Here is a 24,374-nt window from a genome sequence, read left to right on the forward strand (position 1 = left end):
TGCGTTTTTTGTTTTGAAAGTCTGTTAAAGTTAAATAGACAAAATGTCTTTAATAAAGAGTCCCCCCCAACCCAAGATAAATGTATGATGATAGGTATGGTAAAAAATAAATGAAGCTAGGAAGTTAAGAATATGGAAATCAAAGATCACTTTGGTGTATACGGAGTCTGTCTTCAAGATGGGAAACTTCTCTGCATTGAGAAAACGAGAGGACCTTATCAACAGCGTTTTGATTTACCGGGTGGTAGTCAAGAACTCGGTGAGGGGTTGACAGAAACTCTTAAGAGAGAAGTTTTGGAAGAGACAGGATATGCGATAAGCTCTTATTCAAACCCTAGAATCTATGATGTGTTGGTTCAAGAAGAAGGGCAAGACTTCGCCGTATACCATATCATGGCCTTTTATGATATCGTACTCGATTTCGAACGCTCTCAACAATCCCTTCCTCAGGAGCTTCTTGATGGAAGCAATGATTCAGCAAATGCAATTTGGTTGAATTTGGAAGAAATTACTGCAGACAATGCTTCACCTTTAGTATTGAAGGTGAAGGCAGAGTTGCGAGGATTTCCAGAATTAGAACTGACAAGCTATAATAATTGGAAAGTAAAAGAAATAAAGGAGAAGAAATGACACCTCAAGAAATGTGGAATGCCTACAAGCAAATTAACCCCTCAATCGGAGATGAAATCGATGCTTGGGCTTTTGGAGTAGAAGCCGATCTCTTGGCAGATTTGGTGTTAAAAGGTGAAAAGACGGCAACTGCATCCGCCTATGATCTTTATGCAGTTGATAACGACCCCCTGCCACAAGAAGGGACCTTTGATGTTGTTTTAGACAGTCAAGATCAAGCTGTCTGCATTGTCGAAGTCACAAAGGTTTCTGTTCAGCCTTTCCATCAAGTGTCAGCCGACCATGCCTACAAGGAAGGTGAGGGTGATAAATCTCTGGCCTATTGGCGTCAGGTTCATGAGGAGGTTTTCACCGAGTGGATGAGCGAGGCCGGACTGACTTTTACACCTGACAGCAAGGTGGTTTTAGAAGAATTTCGCAAAGTTTATCCATTATAGAACACCCTCTCCTTCTTGGAGAGTTTTTTGATATGGATCTTATTTTCCAAAAGGGTTAAAAAATGATGTAATGTAAGCGATATTATACAGAAGCACAGGAACAGTACGACCGCAGGGCTAAACAAAAAGGTCGGAAGTCTTGTTTGAAGTTGATGAACACGCCTGAGAGTATGATACTAAGCGAGATATTCTCTATCTCGTCTTAGGGCCTGAAGTTCAGTAGAAAGTTAAGATACGTATTTAATACGTGGCTTTTTTAAAAGGGGACATACCAGATGCGTTTTAATTCTAAAAGTGACAGAGATTTGGCTTTTGAACAGGCTTTTTTGAGGTACCATATCATAAAAAAGAGCTACTTAAGTTTTCGAAATAACAGCTGTCATCGGCACAAGAGACAACTCTAAAAGAGTCAGATGAAACGTCCGAACTTAATCAACTTACAAATGGCGCAGCAGTAGCAGATTTAGTTGTCTATGCTTTCCCAAATGATATAGCATTACATTGGGAATTTATCCAAACCTAAGCTAATGCTTACTGATAGTAGAAAACAAATAGGCACTTAAATTTTTTTAACTTTGATATGATACCTCTAAAGTAGACACGGTAAATTCCTAAAAGTAATAAACTAAGTATTTTTTTCATTTTCCAAACCTCCTTTAATAATATTATACTAGAAAAATATTACAATTATGTAATACAAAAATAGACAAACAAAAAATATTGATTAATAATTATTCAATTTCTATTGAAAAAACTAAAAAGGAGTTGTATAATGATTGCGAAATATGGTAAAGGAATAAATAAGACATCAGAGCTAATTTTAATATAATAGTTAATTAAGCAGGGTAAATAAGATGTTTTTCATCTTATTATGAGGAGGCAGATTATGTCAAAAAAATAAGAATTTTTAATTTGATAATTACAGCAGGGTTTATTTTATTAGCCATTATTTGTACTTATACTCATATTGACTATTTGATAAGTCTAGTCGGATTAGGAAGCTTGTTAATTATACTTGTTTTAGGAAATTATTATTATAGATATTGGGATAAAAAGAGACACAATAATAAACATAAACAAAATAGAAGTATTAATATTCCATTGATTTTATTTTTCATTTTTCTTATTTGTGAACTGATTATAATGGGGATAATGCTTAGCTTAGGTGGTGGTGCTCCACTTAAAATCCAAAAGATACTAGCTTGTTTACTATGTGTTTCAATATTTTGCATGTTGGTTGCTGGATATAAATTTGAAGATAACAAATTCCAAGATTCTAAAAATTTTTCAGAAGTTAGATACCTTGGTATAGCTATAAATCCTAAACATCCAATAGGTCGTATAATCTATATTAGTGCCTTTATCCTAATATTTATTATATTTTGTTTACTATTAATTTTGGGTCCCACACATTAACTCATATAATTGAAGGAGGTAACATTATGAGTAATAAACGTATTTTTGGTGATTCTTTAAGAGATATGGACAAACAATCTAAATTTAGTTTAGATGTCCCAATGGATATCGCAGCTTCATTGACTTTTGATAACCTATCCGAGCAAAATCTTCTAGCTCCATATGATTTTATAGAAAATGAAAGAATTCATTATGGTATGTCTAAGGATGATGTCTATTTACTGAAACCAACCGTAGAATATAGTAAAGGATGGTTTTATACCGTATCTTATGTAGCTGTACACGAAGTTGCGGCTGGTGCAAATGTAGTGGCAGGGCTGACCACAGTACTAGGAGCTGCAACTGTAGTTGCAGTTGCATTAGGAGTTCTAACTTCTGACCCTGATAAAAGTGAAGACTTTTTCAAAAAAATAGATAATGAATTTTTATCCAAAGTATCTCGAAAGGCACTTAAGACTGGTGGAGTATCATATTTAAAAGATGTAATTGAACAATTTGTTCAAACAGTTAGAGAGTATAATAACCTAGGAGAAGTCAATGAATGATTTAGAACCCAAACCTCGGACAGCAGCAATACTTATGACATATCAATGTATTGCTGAATGTGATGAATGCTGTTTCTCTTGTTCGCCTCGCCTAAAGGGGACTTCTTTAAGTTTCGACAAAATAAGAATATTTTTAAATAAGGTTAAGCAAATTGGGAGTATAAAAGTTGTCGTTTTTTCAGGTGGAGAATGTTTTATTAATTTTGAATTGTTAATTAAGAGTATCAAATATGCACACGAGTTAGGATTTCTGACAAGATGTGTAACTAACGGATTCTGGGGTACCAGTATAGAGTCTGCTAGAAAACGAGTTCAAAAATTAAAAGACAACGGATTAAATGAAATTAATTTTTCAACTGGTGATAGTCATCAAAAATTTGTTCCTGTAGAGTATGTTTTACATTGTACAATAGCAAGTATAGAAAAGGGACTATTAACTTGTATTGCAGTAGAGACTAATAGTAGTAAAAAATTTAAAGTAGAAGATTTTATAAATCACCCACTCTATTCTAAATATATACAAGATAAAAGTTATTCTAAACTTTTAAAAGTTATGCCTACGATATGGGTTTCCTTTCATACGGATACAGTTTATAAATTTGATAAGACGCTTTTGTCAGGTAATGATGAAGGATGTGATGGAATATTTGATACAGTTGCCTTGGAGCCTAGAAATGATGTAGTAGGGTGTTGTGGTCTCACTTCTAATGATATTAGTGAGTTACACTTAGGTAAAATCATGGATTCAGATTTAGAAGAACTATTATCTAATCATCATAATGATTTTTTGAAAATATGGATTTTTGTAGACGGCCCTAAAAAAGTTGTTGAGATGGCTTCTAAATGGTTAGGGGAAATGTCACCAAGTTTTGCCCATAAGTGTTTATACTGTGCTTATTTATACAATAATAAACATTTATTAGAGGCAATAGAAAATAATTATATGGAGATTAGAAACGAGGTTTTGACAAGATATTTGGAAAAGGTGGTTATATTTAATTCAATAGCAAGTTAATTATTGTAAAGTTTTCAGAAACTGATAGTGTGGTAATTATAAAGGAAAATCAATATTATGAAATTCTTTTGGAACTTTGTAAGGCAACATAAATATCATTTTACTTCTATTGTTTTTTTGATTTTATTAGGTGTGGTATTTTCTTTACCTATGCCATATATATCCAAACTTATTGTAGATAATGTTTTAATTGGTGGGAATCTTCAAAAACTATTCCCCTATATTATACTTGTAATCGTAATTATACTATTTCAGTTACTTGTTGGTAGGCTAAATTCTATAGCATCAGCACACTTTTTTCAAAGATTTTTAATGGAATTGCGTCAGCAAATTTTATCAGAAGATGCTTTAGAATCATTAACAAGTGATTCTAATATTACAACTGTTATTTTTAATGATTCTGAGCTATATGTGACAAATGTTGAGAATACGGTAGTTCCTTTTATTTCAAATATAGGTCTGTTTTTGGGTTATTTGATATTAATGTCACAGATAAATATTAGCTTAACATTTATTGTATTATTTATGATTCCTATCTATATACTATGGATGATATATGTAGGAAAAAATTAAAGTTATTAAGTTATGAACAACAAAACAATAGAGATTTATTGTTAAATAATTTAAACACGATAACAACAAATTATGAAGTTATAAAAATATTTAGATTGTTCTCAAAAGTATACAAAGAATTTAAAGAAAATATTAGCAGTAATTATGTAACTAATTCCGAAGTTAGAACTTTTCAAAATTTTATAGGAATTATATCTGCAGGTATAATCTCTTCAACAACAATTTTAATTTTTGTTCTTGGAGTATTTTTGGTTGTTAATAATCAAATTTCAATAGGTGATTTAATAGCATTTAATACCTATAGTGGAGTAATTTTCTCGCCAGTTACCCAACTTGTAAATATCATAGCTACGGTATCAATTAGTAAGGTTTATGAACAGAGAATAGCAGAATTCTTAAAGATGTCTCCGAAAAGCCAAGCTACAGTCGACCTTAACAATTTGGATTCTATGAATTTATGTAATTTAAATATTTTTAGTGGTGAGAACAAATTAATAGATAATATTAATCTTACTTTCTTAAGAGGAGAAAGGATTCTGTTGCGTGGAGAAAATGGTAGTGGAAAGACTTTACTTTTGAAATCTCTTGTTAACTTATATGATAACTATACAGGAGATATATATTTTAAAAAGAAAAGTGGTGTATCACTAAAATTAGATAATCAAATAAAACTAACACCGGTTAATATTATTTATCTGTCAAATAATCAAGGCTTTCCACTAAAATCATTACGAGAAGAACTCTTATCAGACACAGTATCTGATAAAGACATATCTAATATTTTAAAAGATATTGGTTTATATGAAAAAATACTGACATTAGACAAAGGTATTGACACTTCTGGTCAAGAATTAAGTAAACATCTTAGTTTAGGGGAGCTTCAGAAATTACGTCTTGCACGAGCAATATTATACTCTCCTAAGGTATTAATTTTAGATGAAATATTGTCAAATGTCGATACCTTATCTACTAGAAAATTACTAAGATTATTAAAGTCGAAACTTCCCACAGCAATCATAATTGCAGTGGGGCACCATCTTACTGAACTTGACTTTTTTGATAGAGTTATAAAAATTGATGGTAATTTATTGAAGAATATAAATTAAATCTATGAATATGATTATTATTTAATTACTATTTGATAGTATACTAAAAATATTTCAAATCAGTTACAACTATCATATTTGTTGTGCCTCAATTTTTCTCCCCCAAAATCAGTTACTTTTTAAGTAGTTTTCTAAACTGTCCAAATGCTTTAAAATCAATAAAGTAATTTTAATTAAATATCGGTCACCGCTATAGTTCAAGGTCTTCAAACATTGGTTTGAAGACTTTTTTCGTTGTTTTAAGCAACTTTATATTTTTTATTTAACCGAAATAAAAAGGCACCTTCTTTAATGAGATAACCTCTAGCTCAGTATTTTATTTGAAAGTGCTAAAAAATTTACCTTATTTAAATGAAATTATTTGAAATTAAATAAGTTATAATAAAAGATACATAGTGATAAAAGCGCAGTAATAAAGGCTTTTAGTATTTAAAGAGATGTAGGTTCCACCAACCAGGTCTTAAGAAAGCTCGTAAAGCATCACAATTTAGTAAACGTTAATCAATACGATTATATCAACGTTTTAAAGCACTCAAGAGTTTGATATGATACCTCTAAAGTAGACACGGTAAATACCTAAAATCTACTTAAGAGGTATTTTTATGTCTAGAAGAGAAAAATTAACCCCATACGAGAAAGAACAAGCTTGTCTTGATTATATTAATGGTAATCGTTCCAGATCTGAAATATGTAACTGTCTCCATATTTCCACAAGGACGATTCAAGATTGGGCTGCTATCTATGAAAAATATGGAATTTTAGGATTCACAAAGAAAACAAAAAATCGTTCCTATTCAAAAGCATTTAAAATAGAACTTGTAGAAAAATGTATTAGTGGTGAGGCTTCGTCTATTGATTTAGGCCAGCAGTATGATATTTCTTCAGGACTTTTAAGAAAGTGGATTAGGATGTATAATGCCAATATAGAACTTAAGGATTACAATCCAAAACAGGAGGTCTATATGGCAAAAGCAAGACGTAAAACCACTATTGATGAACGCAAAGAGATTGTCAACCATTGTATTGAACACAATCGCAATTATAAGGAAACAGCGGCGCTTTACAATGTTTCTTATAGTCAAGTATACTCCTGGATGAAGAAGTGTGATAGTGATGGTGAAGAAGGATTAATTGATAAAAGAGGTCGTCACAAACTAGATGATGAGCTTGATGAATTAGAACGTTTACGAAGAGAAAATGTGCGCTTAAAACGTCAGTTAGAAGAAAAGGAAATGGCCGTTGAACTCTTAAAAAAAGTGAAAGAATTCGGAAGGATGTGAGGCTAGGCAAACAGCGCCACGAATCAAAATACTTAGTGATTGAAGACTTCAACACCAATAAAGGGTGGAGCATTAGCTGGATGTGTCATCAGCTCGGCATTACGAGGTCTGCATTTTATAAATGGAAATATCGAATAGTCCCAGAACAAGAACAATTAAACAGCGAAATTGCGGAATTAATTAAAGAATATGACGAACGTTTTTCACATATCTTGGGGTACCGAAGAATGACCGATTGGATCAATCATTTCAATCATACGAATTACTCAAGAAAGAGAATTCACCGAATTATGAAGATACTCGATATTCACGCTGTTATCCGTAAGAAAAGGAAAAAATACAAGACTACCAAGCCTGAAGAAACTGCAGAAAATAAGTTGGCAAGAAACTTCTATACAACTGCTCCAAATAAAAAATGGGTAACAGATGTTACAGAGTTTAAAATTCCTAACTCTCGTAAGAAACTCTATCTTAGTGCCATACTTGATTTATATGACCGCTATCCTATTGCTTTTGTCATAAGTGGTCGAAATGACAATCGGCTAGTCTTCAAAATATTTGACAAAGCTATTGAAAAAAATCCCACAGCTAAGCCTATATTTCACAGCGATAGAGGGTTTCAATATACCAATAAAAACTTTCAAAAAAAGCTGAAAGATACTGATATGATTCAATCCATGTCAAGAGTAGGTCATTGTATTGATAACGGACCAATAGAAGGTTTTTGGGGAGTTATAAAATCGGAAATGTATCAGATGTATGAGATTTCAGATGAGGCCTCCCTCCGATATGCCATCAAAGACTATATCCGGTTTTACTGTCAAGAGCGTCCACAAAGCAGATATGACTGTAAAACGCCTTTGGAAGTCAGAAAAGCTGCCTTAACATCAGAACATCCTTTGTCATACCCAATCGCTAAGAATAACAAAATTGAAAAGTATAAGTCTAAGTGGTCTGCATAAAAAATCAGCCGTACATTTATTTTGTACGACTGACCTTATAAAACAGACACTTTTTTAGATATTTAACCTGTCTACTTGACAGGGGGCATATCACTTTGAGTGATTTTTTTGTTACTTTTTGATATCTTTTACGAATAGATATATTGTAGAAAATAGGAGGTATATAAAATGATGACATATGATGAAGTAATGGAAGCGATAGAAAGAGGGTTTATCAAGGGGGATAAAATCAGTATTGTCCGACGAAATGGGAAGATCCATGATTATGTTTTGCCAGGAGAGAAAGTAGAACCTGGAGAAATAGTGACAGAAGTAGACTTAGAGACTGTACTTGAAGAGTTGAGGGAATAATATATGAAAATATTTTTATTTTGAAAATAGATTGTTGTATCTTTTAGTTATAATTCTATATGATAAAAAGAAGTGGTAGTTTATAGACGAAGTCAAATTTTATAGTATGTTCGAAAAGAAAGAGAAAAAGTGAGAACATGATATTACTTGAATTCAACAGTCAATAAAAATTGAGATTGAAGTAGAGACACAACGATTAGTTTCTCTACTTTTTTTAGTGTGTTAGTATTTTCGTGGTATAATATGGAGGAAGTGTAGTTTCATTATAATGAGACAAATTTTAAAAAATGAGAGTTCATTATGCGTAACGATATTCAACCGAGTCTACAAACAGTAGAACAATATTTTTCTAAATCTGAATTTTATATTCCTAGCTACCAGAGACCGTATGCGTGGCAGGTGGCACAATGTGATCAGTTAATTGAAGACATCAATCAGCATATGGAAAACTTCGATAAAGATTCACAGGACAATTACTTCTTTGGAGCAGTACTGATTGCCCAGGAATCTGGTGAGGACCATGACGTTACACTAATTGATGGTCAACAAAGAACAACTACCTTTATGTTGTTATTAAAAGCGTTGTTACTTAAAATTGAGAGTGAATTAGCTATCCAACCTCAAGACGATGCAGATGGTAGACGACTTATTAAGAGACTGAACGGATTAAAAGAACAAATTGCATCATTGCTGTTTAATATGTCTGAGGATGAACTAGATGATTTTGTTGATGGGCTATCATTCCCAACTGTTGAAATGATAAAGTACATTAATGATTCCATCTCAGAAAAATACTCTTTTGACATGCAGGCTATTCTACTTGGACGCAATTTTGAAGAAATAAAACAGAGTGTTCATCAAATATACCGTCGCCAAAAAGATAATCGCTATACGAACTTCTACAAAAATTTCCGATATTTTTATAATACTTGCAAAGAATTGAGTGTTATTAATTGCATTAATTTTGCTAATCATTTCATAAAAAATTGCCAAGTCATCACCATTACAAGTTTTAATACTGACCAAGCTATTAATATTTTTAACTCTTTAAATGGTACTGGTGTACCATTGACTCCAATTGAAGTCATTGTTTCCAAAACGACTGCTAGTGCTGCAGATAGAAAAACATTTGAAAATAATTGGCAGGAGATAGTAGAATGGGCTGACAAGTCAAATCTTGATTTGAATACGTTGATGACACATTATATTTTCACTAAGCTATCGCAACAAAATGGTACAGACAGATGGAATCCCGGAATTCGTGCATTCTTTAATAAGAATAAGGAACTTCTTAATGATGATGTTGTCTTTACAGATGATTTGAAAAAGATACTCAATACTTATTTGCTTACATCAGAAACATCGATTGGTAGAGTAGTCAGTCAGCTTAATGGTAATTTAAGGCCATTTGTGAGTAGCTATCTATTTTTCCGAGATGATAAGAGATATATAGAGTACCTGATGCGAATTGGTATCTTAATTGAATTATCAGAGTTATCATACAGTCATAGATTATTCAAACGCTTTCTTGAGGAAATCAATTTGTTGTATAGTCAAGTAGATACATTTTCAACAGAGTCATTAATTGATAAGGTTCGAGAGCATATACGTTTGAATTTTGAATATGAAAATGTTAAACAAACACTTTTAGAGAGTGGAGTCTCAAATGCTCTTATTTATGTGAATGAGTACCTATTTGCAACCGAACATGGTATAAATCTAAAGCTTGACGGAAATATAGACATCGAACATATTATGCCAAAAAGTGGGATTAACAGAGAGCACATCATGCATGATATAGGTGTCGATGATCCGGATGAATTTCGTGAATATGCTGAGAAGTTAGGAAACAAAATTTTACTTGAAGCAGAAATAAATCGTGGTATTGGAGATGCCTGGTTTAGAACTAAGAAGGAAAATCATATCTCTAAAGGTAATGGATATATTGGTAGTAAGTTTCCAATAGCTCAGTCTCTCGTGACGTATACCAAAGATACTTGGACTAAAGAGGATATTGATTTAGCCACAGAGAAAGCAGCAAAACGAATAGCAGACTTTGTTTTTGAGCTATAATTTTTAGTTCTAGTTATCCGAGAAAAGGATAATATTATTGTGTCAATAAAGTGATTACTTATTTGGTTAGATAATATACTATCAAAATGTGTATAAGATATTGACAGAAATCCAGATATTATAGGAGTAGAGTTGTTCAATTTTTATGTAATATTTGGAGAACCAGTTTTATAGGAATGAACTTTTCATGGTGCAATCAATAATTATTTATTGCTATAAGATAAGCAAGAAGAGTTTTATCATATTAGATATTGAAAAAATAATTGAACAAATTAAGGGGAATCTTCTAAATCTAGGGGTTATCTTAAATGACTAATATAACATTTTCACAAGTTCAAAAGAGTTTTCACAAGAAGTTGGTGTTAGACATTCCTGATTTTCAAGCGGATTCAGGTGAAATCATCTCCATCGTTGGTGGTAATGGTGCCGGGAAGTCGACTTTTATCAAGCTCTTGGCAGGGATTTTTTTGCAGGATAAGGGCGAGGTTCGTGTCTATGGCGTTTCTAATCGCTCCAAGAAAATCCACTCGCTGGTCAAGTTTGTCTTGGAGAGCGGGCAGGGGTTGTACAGTTATTTGACAGCTATGGAGAATCTCCAATATTTTCTAAGCTTGAATGGGATTGCCTTGTCTCATATCAAGGCAGAGGTGGATGTCTTGTGCGACCAGCTGGCGTTTACCCCTTATAAGGACACGCTGGTTTCAGAACTGTCCCAGGGCAACCGTCAAAAATTGACCTTAATCTTAGCCTTGGTGCAAAAACCGAAAGTACTCTGTTTGGATGAGCCGACCAATGGGCTAGATTTGCTGGCAAAAAACAGCTGATGACTCTTTTGCAGGATTATGCGCGTCACCATCAAGCCAGTATTTTTATCACCAGTCATGATGCTAGTTTTATCGAGAAGGTCAGCACTCGGGTGGTGGTAATTCAGGAGGGGCGGCTTTATCGTGAAGGAACCTTTGAGGAGATTTTTGGTAATGTCCACCAGCATGAAGTCTATCACTTGCTGTTAGATAAGAGTGCAGAAAGTGTACTGAAACAAAGATTCCCTGAGCTGGACTACAAGGTCCTTGACGGTGGGATTTCGGTAGAGACCAGAAATCCAGACCTTTATCGGCTATTGCTGGAAGAAACAGAAGTCTTGCAGTTCACCCGAGAACCTGCCTCTTTGGAAGATTTGCTGTATGAGGTGCTCAAATGATGCTATCAGCGATTGGGCGAGAGTTTAGTCGCCAACTCAGTGAATACAAACAGTTCAAAGTCAATCTTCTCTTTGCCAACCTGGGAATTTTCTTTCTAGTTACGGGTTTTCTGACCTATTTTGACAGCCAGCAAGATACTTTTGAGTTGTTTATCTTGCTTTTTACTTGGTATTTTTCTAGCCACAGTATCACCCATCCAACCTATTTTATCGAGGATGAGATTGCAGACCGCACCATTATCAACGTGATTCAGAGTCGGCGGAGCATCTTTGGCATGCTTTTTATCAAAATTATCGTACAGATTTTGTTGGACTTGGTCAAGGCCATTCCTTTGTTTTGCTTGGTTGCCTTGGTTCAGCAGATTGCCTTTCCTACTGACTGGGTCGTTACATTTGTTACTTTTCTTCTGTCCTTTGTGGTTATTGCGTCCCTTTATGGTCTAGGCTTTCTCTTTGCCAGTTTTTCCTTTGTCTTTACAAAAATTTCCAGTATTACTAGCCTCCTTGCTTACGGGATTCTCTTTTTGGTTGGTTTTCAGGAACAATCGAGTCATTTGATTGCTACTTTAACTCGTTTCTTGCCTTTTCATCTCTTGGTGAGTTTTATCCGCCAACCAAGTTGGTTCGTTCTTTTATTATTACTGGGATACGGTTTGATTTACTGGCTCTTGGGTTACTTGTGCTTTCAAACTTGTTTGACCTATGCCAAAAAGAAGGGAAGTTTGTTCCATGTATAATGAAGTGAAGCGATTTTATCTCTTTCGCAGGAGACGCTGGGCGGATACCCTGTTTGACACCCTCTACCACGTCATTTTCATTCTTGGTTTTTATAGCCTTTTGAGGGGAAATTCTGACTTTCAGTTGTCCTATTTCTATTATTATTTCATCTTGACCCATGTGGTTTCCTTGGGAAATGAAGAGTTGGAGTACGAGATTCGGTCTGGGCAATATTTTGGCACCCAGTATGCTTTGCAATCAGTGTATAGAATTTACCTGCAACGAGCAGTGGTTTACTTTGTTTGGTTGTCTTTGATATTCTGGATTGCTCTGCTTTTGATTCATCAGGGTTTACCAACTCACTTTTCTTTGAAGGTCATCAGTTTCCAAGTACTGCTCGTGGTACTGATTGGTTTCCTGATTTTCCTCGGCTATTATCTTGTCATGATTCGACTGACCATCCGCTTCCAACGAATTTCAGTCTTGGTAGATTTTCTAAACACCGTGCTCTTATTCTACTCAGGACTCGTCTTTCCAGTGGTGAGTTTTGGGAATTTGAAGAAATTATTTGATGGGATTATAAGAAATTAAGGATTCTTTTTCAATGCAGAGTCCTTTTTCTATTGAAATCTTCTTTTAATTCCTATCCTCTGAGACGGTGAAGGTGATATACTCCCACTTACAGTGGACAGTGAAAATACTATAATTCACTAGAAGTGAATTGCCGCCCAAAAGAAGTCCAAAATCTGTTGAAAAAACTAAGAGTAGTTCAACTCTATCTAAACGAAGAGAAGTCTGTGATTATTTTGCTAGAAGATTTAATATTGGTCAAACAACCATTAGATAATGGATCCGTAAGCATAAGCAAGATGATGTTTTTTTATTTAAATAGACCATTTTTTCTGATAAGGTAATTTGCTTTCCGCTTAATCTGGTTGTTAGCATTTACGAAATTTGGTTGAAAAAATAAAAAAAGTGAAATAAAGGGTCCTCTGAGCTTCGAATACAAGACCTGTTATGATATACTTATATCAAGGTTAAGGAATGAGGTTTCTCCCCTCTCCTTAACCCGACCATTGTTGTTGTAAGGTTAGACGAGATTTCTCCTCTCGCATCTAACATAATCTATTAACTTCTATTAGTTATGAATCAGGGGTCTCCCCCAAAGCATAACTATCCTTTCTGTTTTTAGTGTTATGAGGTTTCTCACCTCGCTGTTAAACTAAAAATAGTCATTGTTTTTCTTCTCCAGAGAAATTTCTCTTGGGAAGAGAGGTAGTCCATTGAGGGCTGCCTCTTTTTTGTTGTCAAAGGATCTCATTTAGACAAGAAAAAACCATCGGAACAACAGGAAGTTCCAATGGTCACAACAACAATATTTTCAAAAAACAATGACGTTTTATGAAAAAGAAGATATGGAGAAGAGGGAGAAAAGCAACCTCTCCATAAAATTCCCCGAAGGGAAAAACAATGACTGTGTTTAGGACTACTCCTAAACACAGTTTTAGTATAGCTTATTGACGGGGTTGTTTCAAGGCTAGGAAACCAGAATAAGAGAATTATTATCTCGAAAGTCAACCTATGTCACTAGGTTGCGATACCTATATGATATAGCCTATCATGGCTTCATGGTAGAAATTAAAGATTATGAAAGTACAAAAGAGCTCGAAGAACTAGAAGGTTGGCGGTATTTTCCGATTAGAGTAGCAAATAGGATCAAGTCCTTCTGGGAGAGCAACAGCGTTCTCTCTTACTTGAGGCGACATCGGTTAAAACGAACGATGATCATTAGTTATGCATTATTGGGAACAATGGTATGGACAGCTACAACTGCTTATTTCTCTCCAACCCGAGTTACTTATTTAGAGTCACAACTGCAGGCAACCCAATCATTTGGTAATGGTCTTGGAAGTATCACAGCAACCTCTATGACTTACTCCTCTTCAAATGGGTTGGTCGTTATGGAGTTGACAACATCAGATGCTACTAGTGCTGTTAAAAAAGGGATTAATACTGAAAATCTTGATTGGCAGGTTTTCTTGCCAAGTAGTGTTAAGAATCCTGAAGCAGTGACCTTAGAAGTCATTCCGTTAACCGGAGATAAGGTGTATCTGGTCATGCGTAATGTGCCTTCAGATTATACGCTCATGGTTATTCGTGCGACAAATAAGACACCGAACTCAAACAGTCTCAAGATTGACGTTCAAGAATACAATGACTACTTATCATCAAGTTCTAATGACGCTTCAGTTTCTAAGCAGAATCAACAAAAAGATAAGGAAGTGAATAAGAACTACGTTGATTTCTTTGTAACTCCTCAAAATGAACTTCTCAAAAACAAATATGTCAAGAATTTGTCTCGTGAGAAGTTTGCCCTCAATATTTTTGAAGAGGAGTTGAAATATCAAAAAGGTCAACGAAAAGAACTCTTGGCTTCTGCAAAAACACTTGATGACAGTGTCAAGGAAGATACTAAGACATTGGAGCAGTTGAAGCGTGAGTCAGAATACTTGGTCGGTAACGAGTTAACCGATAAGCAGAGTGATATGGAAGCTATCGAGAAAAGTATGGACTCTAAAGAGAAGGACGGAGCGAAAGCGCGTGAAAATGCTGCTTATGTTCAGACAATCATTGAACAGATTGAAAAAAATATCAAAGCAGTTAAGAATGGTACTTACAAGTTTAATTCACCAGTTCGCTCAGTAAAACAAGATATTGGGGAATAAATATAAAAAGGAAAGAAAGGACTTTATTAACGATTATGACAATTGACGAACAACGCTATTTACTTAACCAGGACTGCCTATTGATGAAATACCAGCGAGGTAACGCTATGAATGAACCCCTTCAAATTTTTAGAGGGAAATGGGCAGACGGTTTAGAACGCCTACATCAAATCATTGATAAAGAAGTTGGTTGGAAGAACTTTCGTAGTTTTGTCTCAAGTAACGTACATCATGACTCTGAAACATCCATTGAGGTAGTTAAGACACACTTAAACCAATGCCGTATTGAATGTACGGACCTTTTGGATATTGATTTTGGAGAGAAAGGTTCTATTTGTATTCAGAGGGATCAAGTGGAGCTTTTGACTGAGAAATTCCGTTATTTCCTTTATTTTGAAAGTAATATTCAACCAATGATGGATATTGACTTCTAGGAGGTACTGGATGAATCAAGAAGAAAACCAACAACAAGAGGGGAACTGGGGACTGCCTCGTGGTCTTTACACGCAGGTAAAGTACTACGGTGTTCCGGTAATGAAAGCCTTCATTATAGTAGGGAGTTTTGTTTTTCCGCTACAATTCAGGGATATATTTTTCCCTAGAGGGCAGGAGTTGAAGTTCCTAATCAATTTACTCTGTACAATGACTTTAACGATTTATTGGATGATCCCTTCTTCGTCTGGTGGAAATAAGTTCTGGGAATTTATTCATGCACACCGTCGGACAAAGAAACGTTATTATCCAATTGATAAGAACTGTTACCCAGAGTTGAGAGATGATGGCTCGAAAAACCGTCGCTACTTAATGGATAAGGCTGCAGAACGTTTAGGAAGGAAGTATAAATAGATGAAGGAGAGGACTAACCATAATCTTAGTAAGACTCCTTATATTGACAAATACACAACAGACCTTACTGAGAAAATCAGACCCAAGCGTCAAGATTTTGTGGCTTGGGGTAGACAAGATGAAATCAGACAAGTCTTTATCTCACTGAATCGATTAGAAAAAAATTCTCCTGTACTAATTGGTGAAGCTGGTGTAGGTAAAACAGCTATTGTAGAAGGAATTTGTGCGGATATTCTTAACAAGAAAGCCCACGTCCCAACACGTTTCCAAGGTAAGCAGGTTAAGCAACTAGAATTATCTGCTATCCAAGGGAAAGAATTTGACCATATAGGTAAAGAGGTGAACATCATTGCCAAAATGGACGGATTGATTAAAGAGTTTATGGCTCATAAAGATGAGTTTATCCTCTTTATTGATGAAGTGCATACCATTATGGGAACTGGGGTTGAGGGAAGTGCCCTTGACGTCGCTAATAGCTTGAAACCAGCCTTATCTCGTGGGGAAATCTATCTTATTTCAGCCACTACAGCTGATGAGTTTATGATTATCGAACGAGATCCAGCGATGGAACGACGTCTGCAACCAGTTTACGTTGATGAACTGGACAAAGAGGCATCTATTTTGGTCTTGAAAAAACGTCGTTCCAAGTATAAACGAGAACTTGACATTGAAATTACTAATGATGCCATTAAGGCAGCAGTAGAATTATCTATTCGTTATATTACGGATAAAATGCTTCCAGATAAAGCTATTGATATTATTGATGAAGCTTCAGCGACTGCAAATATCGATGGAAAATCAGAGATTACCTTAAGAGATATTGCGAATGTCATTCACCGTAAAAAAGGTATTCCTATGGAAAGTCTACTACGCACGTCGTCAACTCCAGTGGATTTTGCGGAAGGGATGCGTGCTGTTGTTAAGGGGCAAGACCATGTGATTCGAACGATAGCACGCCTTATGTATAAGGGAATCCAGGGAGGACAGAACAAGCGAAGGCCTCTTGGAACTCTTCTTCTACTTGGAACAACAGGTACAGGTAAAACTGAATTGGCGAAACAAGCAGCCAAACAACTGTTTGGCAGTGAAGAAGCGATGATTCGGCTGGATATGTCAGAATACATGACTGATAATGCTGTTGTTCGTCTTATAGGAAATGACGAGAGAAAAGGTGACTTAACGGAGAAAATTAAGAAGAATCCCTACTCGTTAGTACTATTGGACGAGTTAGAAAAGGCTCATCCAGATGTCTGGGCTTTGTATTTGCAAATGCTTGATGACGGGCATTTGACTGATGGACGTGGACGAAAAATCAATTTTAAGAATACGTTTATCATTGCGACATCAAACGTGGGGCATAAGCGAATCAAAGATAAATATATCACCTCTGGTCAGACCTTTACAGAAATGAACAAGACTGACTATAAAGAGTTCATGAAGGACATGAGAGACGAGTTAATCAAGATCTTTAAACGTCCTGAATTTATCAACCGTTGGAAAATTGAAGTGACTAATATCTTGACGAAACAAACCATTGATAAGATTGTCTATTCAAAAATGGCTGTACATGAGAGCAGTTGGTTTAAAGAGCATCATATCCTTATTAATTATGAGGATGTTATGGATGGTGAGCAAACTATCGATGGTAAAAAATACTTTTATGAATATCTCAGTAGCGTCGGTGTTAGCCCAGAAGATGGAGCAAGGCCTTTAGAGAGAACTATTGATGAAGTGTTAACAGATGAAATCTTTGAGCAATTGTATTTCCTTGGGCGAAAGCCAGAAGATTACTTTATAGTTGACGTGTCTCTATCTGGACATGCACCAGGAACGTTTGCGTATGGGGACTCAGGTAGAAAGACAGTTCAAGATAGGCGTCAGACGCATATTAGTGTCAAACGGATACCTCCAGAGGAGTATGGTAACTACTTGCTTACTTCTTAAGGGGTGTCACTAGGTTGTGACTCGTAGATGGAATATTGTAGACTACAGATATTAAAATTTTAAGGAGGCTGTTTTGAAAGAAAACACATTTTTGAACAACGTGAAGACAAAGGCATCAACACTAGGAATGACTGCTTTATTGACGTTAAACTCTGTATCACTTGCTTTTGCGGAGCAAACTGGAGGAAATGGGGCTGCTGCTAACCCAGCTAATGAGGCAACTAATACACTTAATGATGTTTCAGGTATGTTGCGTATTGCATTCCCAGCGGCTGCAATAGTATTTGGCTTAATTGCTTCCTTCTTGTTAATGATGGGAGATAAGAAACGAACAGTAGCACTTGATTGGCTGATGTGGATTGCAATCGGACTATGTGTTGGTTCATCGATAAGTACAATCGTTGCTTACCTATGGCAACCCAAATAAGTCTTTAAGAGGTATACTTTATGGAAAAAGAATTACTTACCATAAAGGGGAATCGCAAGGTATTGTTTCCGGATGCCTTGTTTCTTTATATCGAGTGGAAAGGAAATGCAAATCCTAAAAAGGATGAAGAGTTAGCGGATATTATTGATGACTTAGATACTGAATATTTTCCTAGTAATAAAAAGGAAAGTATCGCACAAAGTCTCCCATTCCTAACTTTTAAACAAGCGGAATTACTTTTTCGAGAAATCAAAAAGCGTTATTCTCAGTTTACCTTGAAGGGAATTGCTCTTGCTAGTCAACCGATGGAACAAAATGGTCGTTTAACACGACCAACTACGGGAGTCCCTAGTATTGAAGGACAACCACAGATTACCCCTTTTGTTATTACGAAAGATTATAAGGAACTCGTTACCCCACTTATCGAAGAAGCACATCGTGATAAACGGTTTGAGAAGACAACATATGAAGGCATCTCTAACTTTTTCAGTGGTCCTATGGGGTTACTTCCATGTTATGCTGAAAGTCTTGGCTTGTCTCTAGTTGATATGCCACCCTATCCAAAACCTGGAACGATTGAAGGAGAACTTCCAAACCGTCTTATGTCGAATAAGGATAAGCATAAGCAGTCAGTTGCTCGAGCAAAGAAACGGAAGGAGAAAACAGGAAGAGTGTATGAGGATGAAGAAGTAGGACCACCAAGTAAATTGCCATTGATTATGGCTATCAGCTCTTGTACGTTGTCGGTATTCTTATTGTTGATGCTAATGGTCTATAATAGTAATTTCACGCGCGTGAAAAAAGAACTTGTAATTACAACAGATAAGGTTGAGCGTCTTACAATGATACAAGATCATGAACATGAGATTGATGTTATGGCTCGTTATTTCCTGTCATACTATTATTCAGGAGACAAGGATAAGCTTAAGGCTTACTTGGATAATAATGATGCTAAATTTACTAACCCAGAGGTAGCAACTGTTTCTAGCACAATGTTAGAAAAAATTGAACTTGTTAAAGGTGAGAAAGATACCTATGAAGTTACATACGTCGTAGGTACAACAGATGAGGCTCAAAAAACTACTGTTCATCGAGTCACCTTTAATGTCAAGAAAAAATCATCAGCTACTCAAGGGTGGGTAGTTACTACTGAACCAACCACAACCGCATTTGCAACCCCAACATCTCCTTCTACTGAAACTTCAGCTGAAAATAAGGAGGGCTAGCCTATGGGTGCAGAAGCAACGATAGAAATTGAACAAGGGAAGGTTTGGCCCTCTCTCTCAGATATGATTTCCCAATCTAAAGATTGGCCTAATGAGGTTGGTGCTAAAGGTTGGGGAGGTGATAAAGACAAAGAGCTCCTATTGGCATCTTTTTATGCACAATGGGACCAATATCTACATCCAACATCAGGACTATTTATAGCCTTTGGCTTTATTCCAGAGATGCTTTCGAAAGGTATCTATAGTTTTAGTTATGCGATTGAGAAAGTTTATCTCAACATGTTTAAGTTATTTGGGATGTTTGATTATATCAGTCAATCAGATAGCTTTGTTGGTCAAGTTTATAAGTGGCTTCAAATTGTTGGGATTGCTTTATTTGTTTTGGTAACACTTATTCGTCTAATAATGGCTATGGCAGGAGCACCATTCAGATATCGAGAATTCTTCAATCATATAATTCTGGTAACTTTTTCTGTTGCTGCACTACCGACTTTTGCTTCAAAGTTCGGTAGTGCTATTGCTAAAGATACAGTAGGGTTGGCTTATTTCGATGTAATGGGTAGTGGACAAAGTGTTTCACTTTCGGTAACACCATTTCGAGGTAATACAGTTGATCTTGAGATGCTTTATGCAATGGATTTTGATACAGATAAATTGGGTTATAATGAAGATACTCATTTTATAGCAGGTGATAAAAACTGGAATACTATCTCAGATGGTAACATTTGGTCCACTAATTTTACTGAAACATATGGTCCAACCAATAAGGCAATGCTTCAGTACTATTCTGGACGTGAAGGACGAGTATCGTCGATACCTAAGTTTTTAGGGATACGAGAAGATGGCTCACTCGATTGGTGGCAAGTTACTAAAAATGGTGCAGCCATGTCTAACCCGATAACTGGTCTTCTTCTACAAAGTAAACTATTATTTACTGGTTGGAAAGAAGAATCCGAGTGGAAAGATAATCAAGAAAAATCACCCTATAATGGTTTTTCTGACGTAATGAGATCTACCCTCAATACTATTCGTTATGCAGATGGGAAGATTGCTTATGCACGAGTTACCACTTCAAAAGCAGGTTATTTCCTTGGTTTTGATAATACTGCTTTCTTACCCACATATGCCCGATATAAGGTTGACTGGATAGCTCTGATAACTCAGCAAATTATACTCTTATTGCTTTTAATTGGATTATTAGTTACTACGGTTCGAGTAATTTTCAAAACACTTATAACAGTGATTATTTCACCACTGGTTTCATACTCGGCTGTTGGAAATAGTATGCGTATCCTAGAGGTTTGGCAAGAAGTTATGACAGGAATTGCCGCTATCTGGTTCCAATTACTATTTGTCAAAGTTGCTCAGTGGTTCTTAATTACCTATAGCGAAGTCAAGCTTAATTTAGGTAATGGAGCATCTGATGTTGCTAAGAAGACACTGGGTGGCAGTTTCTATGATGGATTAGACCCATTCCAACATGCCATAGCGACAATTGCTGTCTATCTAGGTGTTTATCTTGCTGTTTCTCAAGGTTCAAAAATGCTGGAACGTTGGCTAGGTATCGATACAAACCTTTCAAGTGGCACTAAGGCTGGAGTTGCTACAATGGCTTTAGGTGCTATGGCTGCTAATAAAATGGGTGGTGGTGCTAGAAACTTCGCTATTGGTAGGTATAATCCAGTCACTGGAAGACGCAATCAAAGTGGATTTAATCACCTCAAAAATAGCGCGGGTAGTGGAATCAGAGGTCTCAAGAATGCAGGAGGCACAGTGGGGTCAACTGCTTATGGTATGGCTAATGGTATGAGACGAGGTGCTCTGACTGCTGCAGGTGCTACAGCCGGTACTGTAGCTGGTACTTGGAAAGCAGTAGCCAAACAAAGAAATCAGGGGCTCAAGTTTAGAGAGATTGCTGGTAATTCAATGAGTACTGCTGGACGCACAATGAGTACTGCTGGACGCAATGTGTCTAGAGGAGTCAAAGAGACTGTTAAATCTGGTAAAGAAGTTGTTGGAACTGAATTCAAGAATGCAGGTCAAGCAGTCAAAAGAGATTTCTCTAGTAGTTTCGGAGAAGGTTATACAAGAGCTAGAGATAATGTTAAAGATAAACTCCTAAATAACACTGGGGGAGCAGGAAGAGTTACTCCAAAGGGAGATACCTCGAATATTATCACTCCTCCTCAAACCTTACCAAAGAAAAATAGCTTAGATAGTGATCGCCGTTTCCAAAAATTTGATGCTGGAGAAGACGGAGAGTTGTAATAAATAGTTTACGAAAAAACAAGCCTTTAAATTGGCTTGTTTCAGATTGAAGACAAAGTCCTCAGAAGTTATACTTCTGGGGACTTTTCTTGCTTCGAAGGAGTATAATAAAAGGAAAAGGTATTTGATGAGGTACTCCTATGTTTCACAAAGATAATCCTGAATATAATCGTCGTCAAGTAGGTTTCTATACGCTTGATGAGCTTGTGCCTAAAGACCATTTTCTAAGAAAATTCGAGTATATGTTGCACTTATTCTTGCAATTTATCTTATCAAAAAAATTGCATTTTATTATCTAACGTGATAAAATGCAAATATATTGATAAAATGGAGAGAGAAATGGATCTTAGTAAAGTTAACACAATTTTGCAAGCTTTTTGTTTTGCTGCCAATATATCTCCTGTGAATCTTGACTTACCTATTATCTTTCAAAGACGATATGACTTTGCAAATTTAGTAGTTGCAGACCAAGAGTTCTTGCTAATGGCTGAAAAAAGATCGGGAAGTTTGAATAATTTTGTTAAACAAAGTCAGGCCGTTCAGAGGCTGACGAATCAAAATGTTATCCTAGTCTTTAGACAATTGGCAGATGATGAAAAGAAAAAACTTCTACATGCAAGAGTGTCATATCTTGATTATCAAGAAAATGCCTATTTACCGAAATTAGGGTTTTTGTATTCAAAAATATCAGACACAAAACAAAATGAAAGAGAACTTACGCCAACAGAACAGCGTGTGTTGATTATTCTATTGCTGTTTGTATCTGATTTGGTTATTGATATTAATAAAATTAGCCAGCTATCAGGTCTATCGGTACCTAGTTTGTACCGTATCTTCAAATCTTATAAAGAGAGAGGTTGGTTAATTAATCACCGGAAATCTTATCATTTAGCAAAAACGAAAACAGATTTATTTGATGAAGTCAAAAATTTTTTAAAAAATCCAATAACTAAAGTTGTAATTATTTCTGATGAAGATTTTCAGAGGTTAAAAACCAATTTAGATTTTAAGATATCACATTTTGAAGCTTTATCTTATCTTGGCATGTTAGCCAATACGGAAAGTTACGGTCAATATGCCTTATCAAAAAAACAGTATAAAAAAATAGGAAAAACGATTAAGCAACCGATTTTTCAAGGGCACCGAATAGAACTTTGGACATATGATCCGATTGTATTTGGATATAATAGCGACTATTGGACGCAACTGGGAGTGGAGACTAATTATAATATGGTAGATCCTATTTCCTTATACTTAACCTTAAAAGATAATGATGATCCTCGTATTATGGAGGAAGTGGAAGAACTGGAAGAAAAGATATATACTATTCTAGGAGAAGACTATGCCAGCTAATTTTAAACCTGCCTTTCAAAATATGTTTCAAGATTTCAAAGACTACTATGTCCTAATAGGTGGTACAGCTACATCTATTGTCTTAGATGCTAATGGTTTTGAAAGTCGTACAACAAAAGATTATGATATGGTTATCATTGATGAATTAAAAATAAGACATTCTATGAAGTTTTGACAAAGTTTTTAGAATTGGGAGAATACGAAGGAGGTTATAAAGATCATAAGGCTCAGCTTTTTCGTTTTACAACCAAGAAGCCAGGTTTTCCAGAAATGGTTGAATTGTTTAGTATCCTACCAGAATATCCTCTGAAGAAACTTAGCAGAGAAACACCAGTACACTTTGATGAGGAAGCTAGTCTGTCTGCTTTGTTGCTAGACGAGGATTATTATCAACTTCTCATGAGAGAACGTCAAGAAATTGATGGTTACTCTGTATTAAGTAATCGTGGGTTAATCGTATTCAAAGCCAAAGCTTGGCTTGACATGAAAGCTCGTGTAGAACAAGGGGAGCATGGCCTCAGTAAGAAGATAAAAAAACATTTGAACGATATCACACGATTGACCGGCTTACTTCATGATGATGATAAGTTGGCTAATCTAGAGGTTTCCGAGACACTAAAGAATGATATGAAGCAATTCATTGAATTACTATCTTTAGATATTCAATCTATTCCTCAAAATGAAGATATTTTTCTGTCTAAAGAAGAAGTCTTTGAGATTTTACAGCACTTTTTAACAGCATAAATTGCTCAAACAAGAGAAATTTGAACGCAAGCAGCAAAAACGTAGGGAGAAGCACAAAGGTAACTAGTGACTTTCTCTTTCATAAAATAGAACAGCTCTTTTCGTATAAAAAGAGCTGTTTTTACTTGTGTTGAAAATTCCTTTTGTATATAGATTCCTAATAAACCTACTTGTCGTCAAAAGGTTTACTGATGATAGTTTCAAATTCCAGACAATACTTACTTGCCTCAAATTCAATGATATCATATTGGGCAATCTCATTTTGATAGAATGGATCGTGTGCAATGATTTCTTGAACAGCTTCTTTATTTTTTGCTCTCATGAGGATGATACCACCGGTTCTTGGATTTTTTCTTCCAGATGCGATAAAATGACCTTTTGTATAATACTGATTTAAAAAATCTATGTGTTTTTCTAAGAATTTTTCAACTGTATCAAGGGGTTTGATATAGGTAAGATTTACAATAAACATAAGCGACTCCTTTAAAATAAATGATAAATAGATTATAATACTTTACAAACTACCTGAATAGT

Annotated in this window: 24 protein-coding genes and 2 pseudogenes; 25 read left to right on the forward strand and 1 reads right to left on the reverse strand. The window is 35.4% G+C overall.

Features of this window, described 5'->3' with window-relative positions:
- Positions 1-132 precede the first annotated feature (132 nt).
- The 25 genes and pseudogenes from HSISS3_RS02790 to HSISS3_RS12265 form a co-directional block, all read left to right on the forward strand.
- Entirely contained in the window at positions 133-630 is a 498-nt protein-coding gene (locus HSISS3_RS02790; protein WP_021151533.1) for an NUDIX hydrolase, read from the forward strand.
- The gene (locus HSISS3_RS02795; RefSeq protein ID WP_021151534.1) at positions 627-1,067 is read left to right on the forward strand and encodes an ASCH domain-containing protein; all 441 of its coding nucleotides are present in this window, start codon (positions 627-629) and stop codon (positions 1,065-1,067) included. The genes HSISS3_RS02790 and HSISS3_RS02795 overlap by 4 nt, the downstream gene beginning before the upstream one ends.
- A 918-nt stretch (positions 1,068-1,985) precedes the next feature.
- Positions 1,986-2,483: a hypothetical protein gene (locus HSISS3_RS02800; protein ID WP_240472101.1), complete on the forward strand. Its 498-nt coding sequence runs from the start codon at positions 1,986-1,988 to the stop codon at positions 2,481-2,483.
- Between the two features lie 26 nt (positions 2,484-2,509).
- On the forward strand, positions 2,510-3,028 hold the full coding sequence (locus tag HSISS3_RS02805; protein WP_021151536.1) for a hypothetical protein: 519 nt from the start codon (positions 2,510-2,512) through the stop codon (positions 3,026-3,028).
- A complete protein-coding gene (locus HSISS3_RS02810; protein WP_021151537.1) occupies positions 3,021-4,043 on the forward strand; it encodes a radical SAM protein in 1,023 nt (340 codons plus the stop codon). The genes HSISS3_RS02805 and HSISS3_RS02810 overlap by 8 nt, the downstream gene beginning before the upstream one ends.
- Before the next feature lie 150 nt (positions 4,044-4,193).
- A pseudogene (locus HSISS3_RS12235) lies at positions 4,194-4,882 on the forward strand (ABC transporter transmembrane domain-containing protein); the annotation flags it as partial.
- 183 nt (positions 4,883-5,065) lie between these two features.
- On the forward strand, positions 5,066-5,722 hold the full coding sequence (locus HSISS3_RS12240) for an ATP-binding cassette domain-containing protein (protein WP_240472102.1): 657 nt from the start codon (positions 5,066-5,068) through the stop codon (positions 5,720-5,722).
- Between the two features lie 602 nt (positions 5,723-6,324).
- Complete coding sequence (locus tag HSISS3_RS02820; protein ID WP_021151539.1) at positions 6,325-7,002, forward strand: helix-turn-helix domain-containing protein; 678 nt, start codon at positions 6,325-6,327, stop codon at positions 7,000-7,002.
- Positions 6,999-7,964: an IS3 family transposase gene (locus HSISS3_RS12245; protein WP_042771740.1), complete on the forward strand. Its 966-nt coding sequence runs from the start codon at positions 6,999-7,001 to the stop codon at positions 7,962-7,964. Before HSISS3_RS02820 ends, HSISS3_RS12245 begins: the two co-directional genes overlap by 4 nt.
- A 168-nt stretch (positions 7,965-8,132) precedes the next feature.
- Positions 8,133-8,315, forward strand: coding sequence for a competence regulator inhibitor paratox (locus HSISS3_RS02830; RefSeq protein ID WP_021151541.1), 183 nt, complete (start codon positions 8,133-8,135; stop codon positions 8,313-8,315).
- A gap of 300 nt (positions 8,316-8,615) precedes the next feature.
- Positions 8,616-10,388 carry a DUF262 domain-containing protein gene (locus HSISS3_RS02835; protein ID WP_021151542.1) on the forward strand — a complete coding sequence of 591 codons (1,773 nt, stop codon included), beginning with the start codon at positions 8,616-8,618 and terminating at the stop codon, positions 10,386-10,388.
- Between the two features lie 308 nt (positions 10,389-10,696).
- Complete coding sequence (locus tag HSISS3_RS12250; RefSeq protein ID WP_021151543.1) at positions 10,697-11,212, forward strand: ATP-binding cassette domain-containing protein; 516 nt, start codon at positions 10,697-10,699, stop codon at positions 11,210-11,212.
- Complete coding sequence (locus HSISS3_RS12255; RefSeq protein WP_021151544.1) at positions 11,212-11,589, forward strand: hypothetical protein; 378 nt, start codon at positions 11,212-11,214, stop codon at positions 11,587-11,589. The genes HSISS3_RS12250 and HSISS3_RS12255 overlap by 1 nt, the downstream gene beginning before the upstream one ends.
- Entirely contained in the window at positions 11,586-12,326 is a 741-nt protein-coding gene (locus HSISS3_RS02845; RefSeq protein WP_021151545.1) for a hypothetical protein, read from the forward strand. The genes HSISS3_RS12255 and HSISS3_RS02845 overlap by 4 nt, the downstream gene beginning before the upstream one ends.
- Positions 12,319-12,897 carry a hypothetical protein gene (locus HSISS3_RS02850; protein ID WP_021151546.1) on the forward strand — a complete coding sequence of 193 codons (579 nt, stop codon included), beginning with the start codon at positions 12,319-12,321 and terminating at the stop codon, positions 12,895-12,897. Before HSISS3_RS02845 ends, HSISS3_RS02850 begins: the two co-directional genes overlap by 8 nt.
- Before the next feature lie 1,037 nt (positions 12,898-13,934).
- Positions 13,935-15,032, forward strand: a complete 1,098-nt coding sequence (locus HSISS3_RS02855) for a hypothetical protein (RefSeq protein WP_240472095.1) — start codon at positions 13,935-13,937, stop codon at positions 15,030-15,032.
- A 35-nt stretch (positions 15,033-15,067) separates the two neighbouring features.
- Complete coding sequence (locus HSISS3_RS02860) at positions 15,068-15,466, forward strand: hypothetical protein (protein WP_002892434.1); 399 nt, start codon at positions 15,068-15,070, stop codon at positions 15,464-15,466.
- 10 nt (positions 15,467-15,476) lie between these two features.
- Positions 15,477-15,878 (forward strand): hypothetical protein, encoded by a 402-nt coding sequence (locus HSISS3_RS02865; RefSeq protein WP_002887310.1) that lies wholly within the window; start codon positions 15,477-15,479, stop codon positions 15,876-15,878.
- Positions 15,879-17,822 carry an AAA family ATPase gene (locus HSISS3_RS02870; RefSeq protein ID WP_021151550.1) on the forward strand — a complete coding sequence of 648 codons (1,944 nt, stop codon included), beginning with the start codon at positions 15,879-15,881 and terminating at the stop codon, positions 17,820-17,822.
- A gap of 73 nt (positions 17,823-17,895) precedes the next feature.
- A complete protein-coding gene (locus HSISS3_RS02875; RefSeq protein WP_021151551.1) occupies positions 17,896-18,249 on the forward strand; it encodes a TrbC/VirB2 family protein in 354 nt (117 codons plus the stop codon).
- Positions 18,250-18,269: 20 nt separating this feature from the next.
- Positions 18,270-19,475, forward strand: coding sequence for a hypothetical protein (locus tag HSISS3_RS02880; RefSeq protein WP_021151552.1), 1,206 nt, complete (start codon positions 18,270-18,272; stop codon positions 19,473-19,475).
- Between the two features lie 3 nt (positions 19,476-19,478).
- Complete coding sequence (locus HSISS3_RS12260; protein WP_021151553.1) at positions 19,479-21,743, forward strand: hypothetical protein; 2,265 nt, start codon at positions 19,479-19,481, stop codon at positions 21,741-21,743.
- A 140-nt stretch (positions 21,744-21,883) separates the two neighbouring features.
- Positions 21,884-22,042, forward strand: a complete 159-nt coding sequence (locus HSISS3_RS11935) for a hypothetical protein (RefSeq protein ID WP_021151554.1) — start codon at positions 21,884-21,886, stop codon at positions 22,040-22,042.
- Between the two features lie 40 nt (positions 22,043-22,082).
- A complete protein-coding gene (locus HSISS3_RS02890) occupies positions 22,083-23,096 on the forward strand; it encodes a hypothetical protein (protein ID WP_021151555.1) in 1,014 nt (337 codons plus the stop codon).
- A pseudogene (locus HSISS3_RS12265) lies at positions 23,086-23,549 on the forward strand (hypothetical protein); the annotation flags it as partial. The gene HSISS3_RS02890 and the pseudogene HSISS3_RS12265, both read left to right, overlap by 11 nt.
- 457 nt (positions 23,550-24,006) lie before the next feature.
- On the opposite strand, the gene HSISS3_RS02905 reads toward HSISS3_RS12265, so the two are convergent.
- Entirely contained in the window at positions 24,007-24,312 is a 306-nt protein-coding gene (locus tag HSISS3_RS02905) for a YciI family protein (RefSeq protein ID WP_021151558.1), read from the reverse strand.
- Between the last annotated feature and the right edge of the window lie 62 nt (positions 24,313-24,374).

The sequence above is a fragment of the Streptococcus sp. HSISS3 genome (assembly GCF_000448605.1).
GTDB classification, from domain to species: domain Bacteria; phylum Bacillota; class Bacilli; order Lactobacillales; family Streptococcaceae; genus Streptococcus; species Streptococcus raffinosi.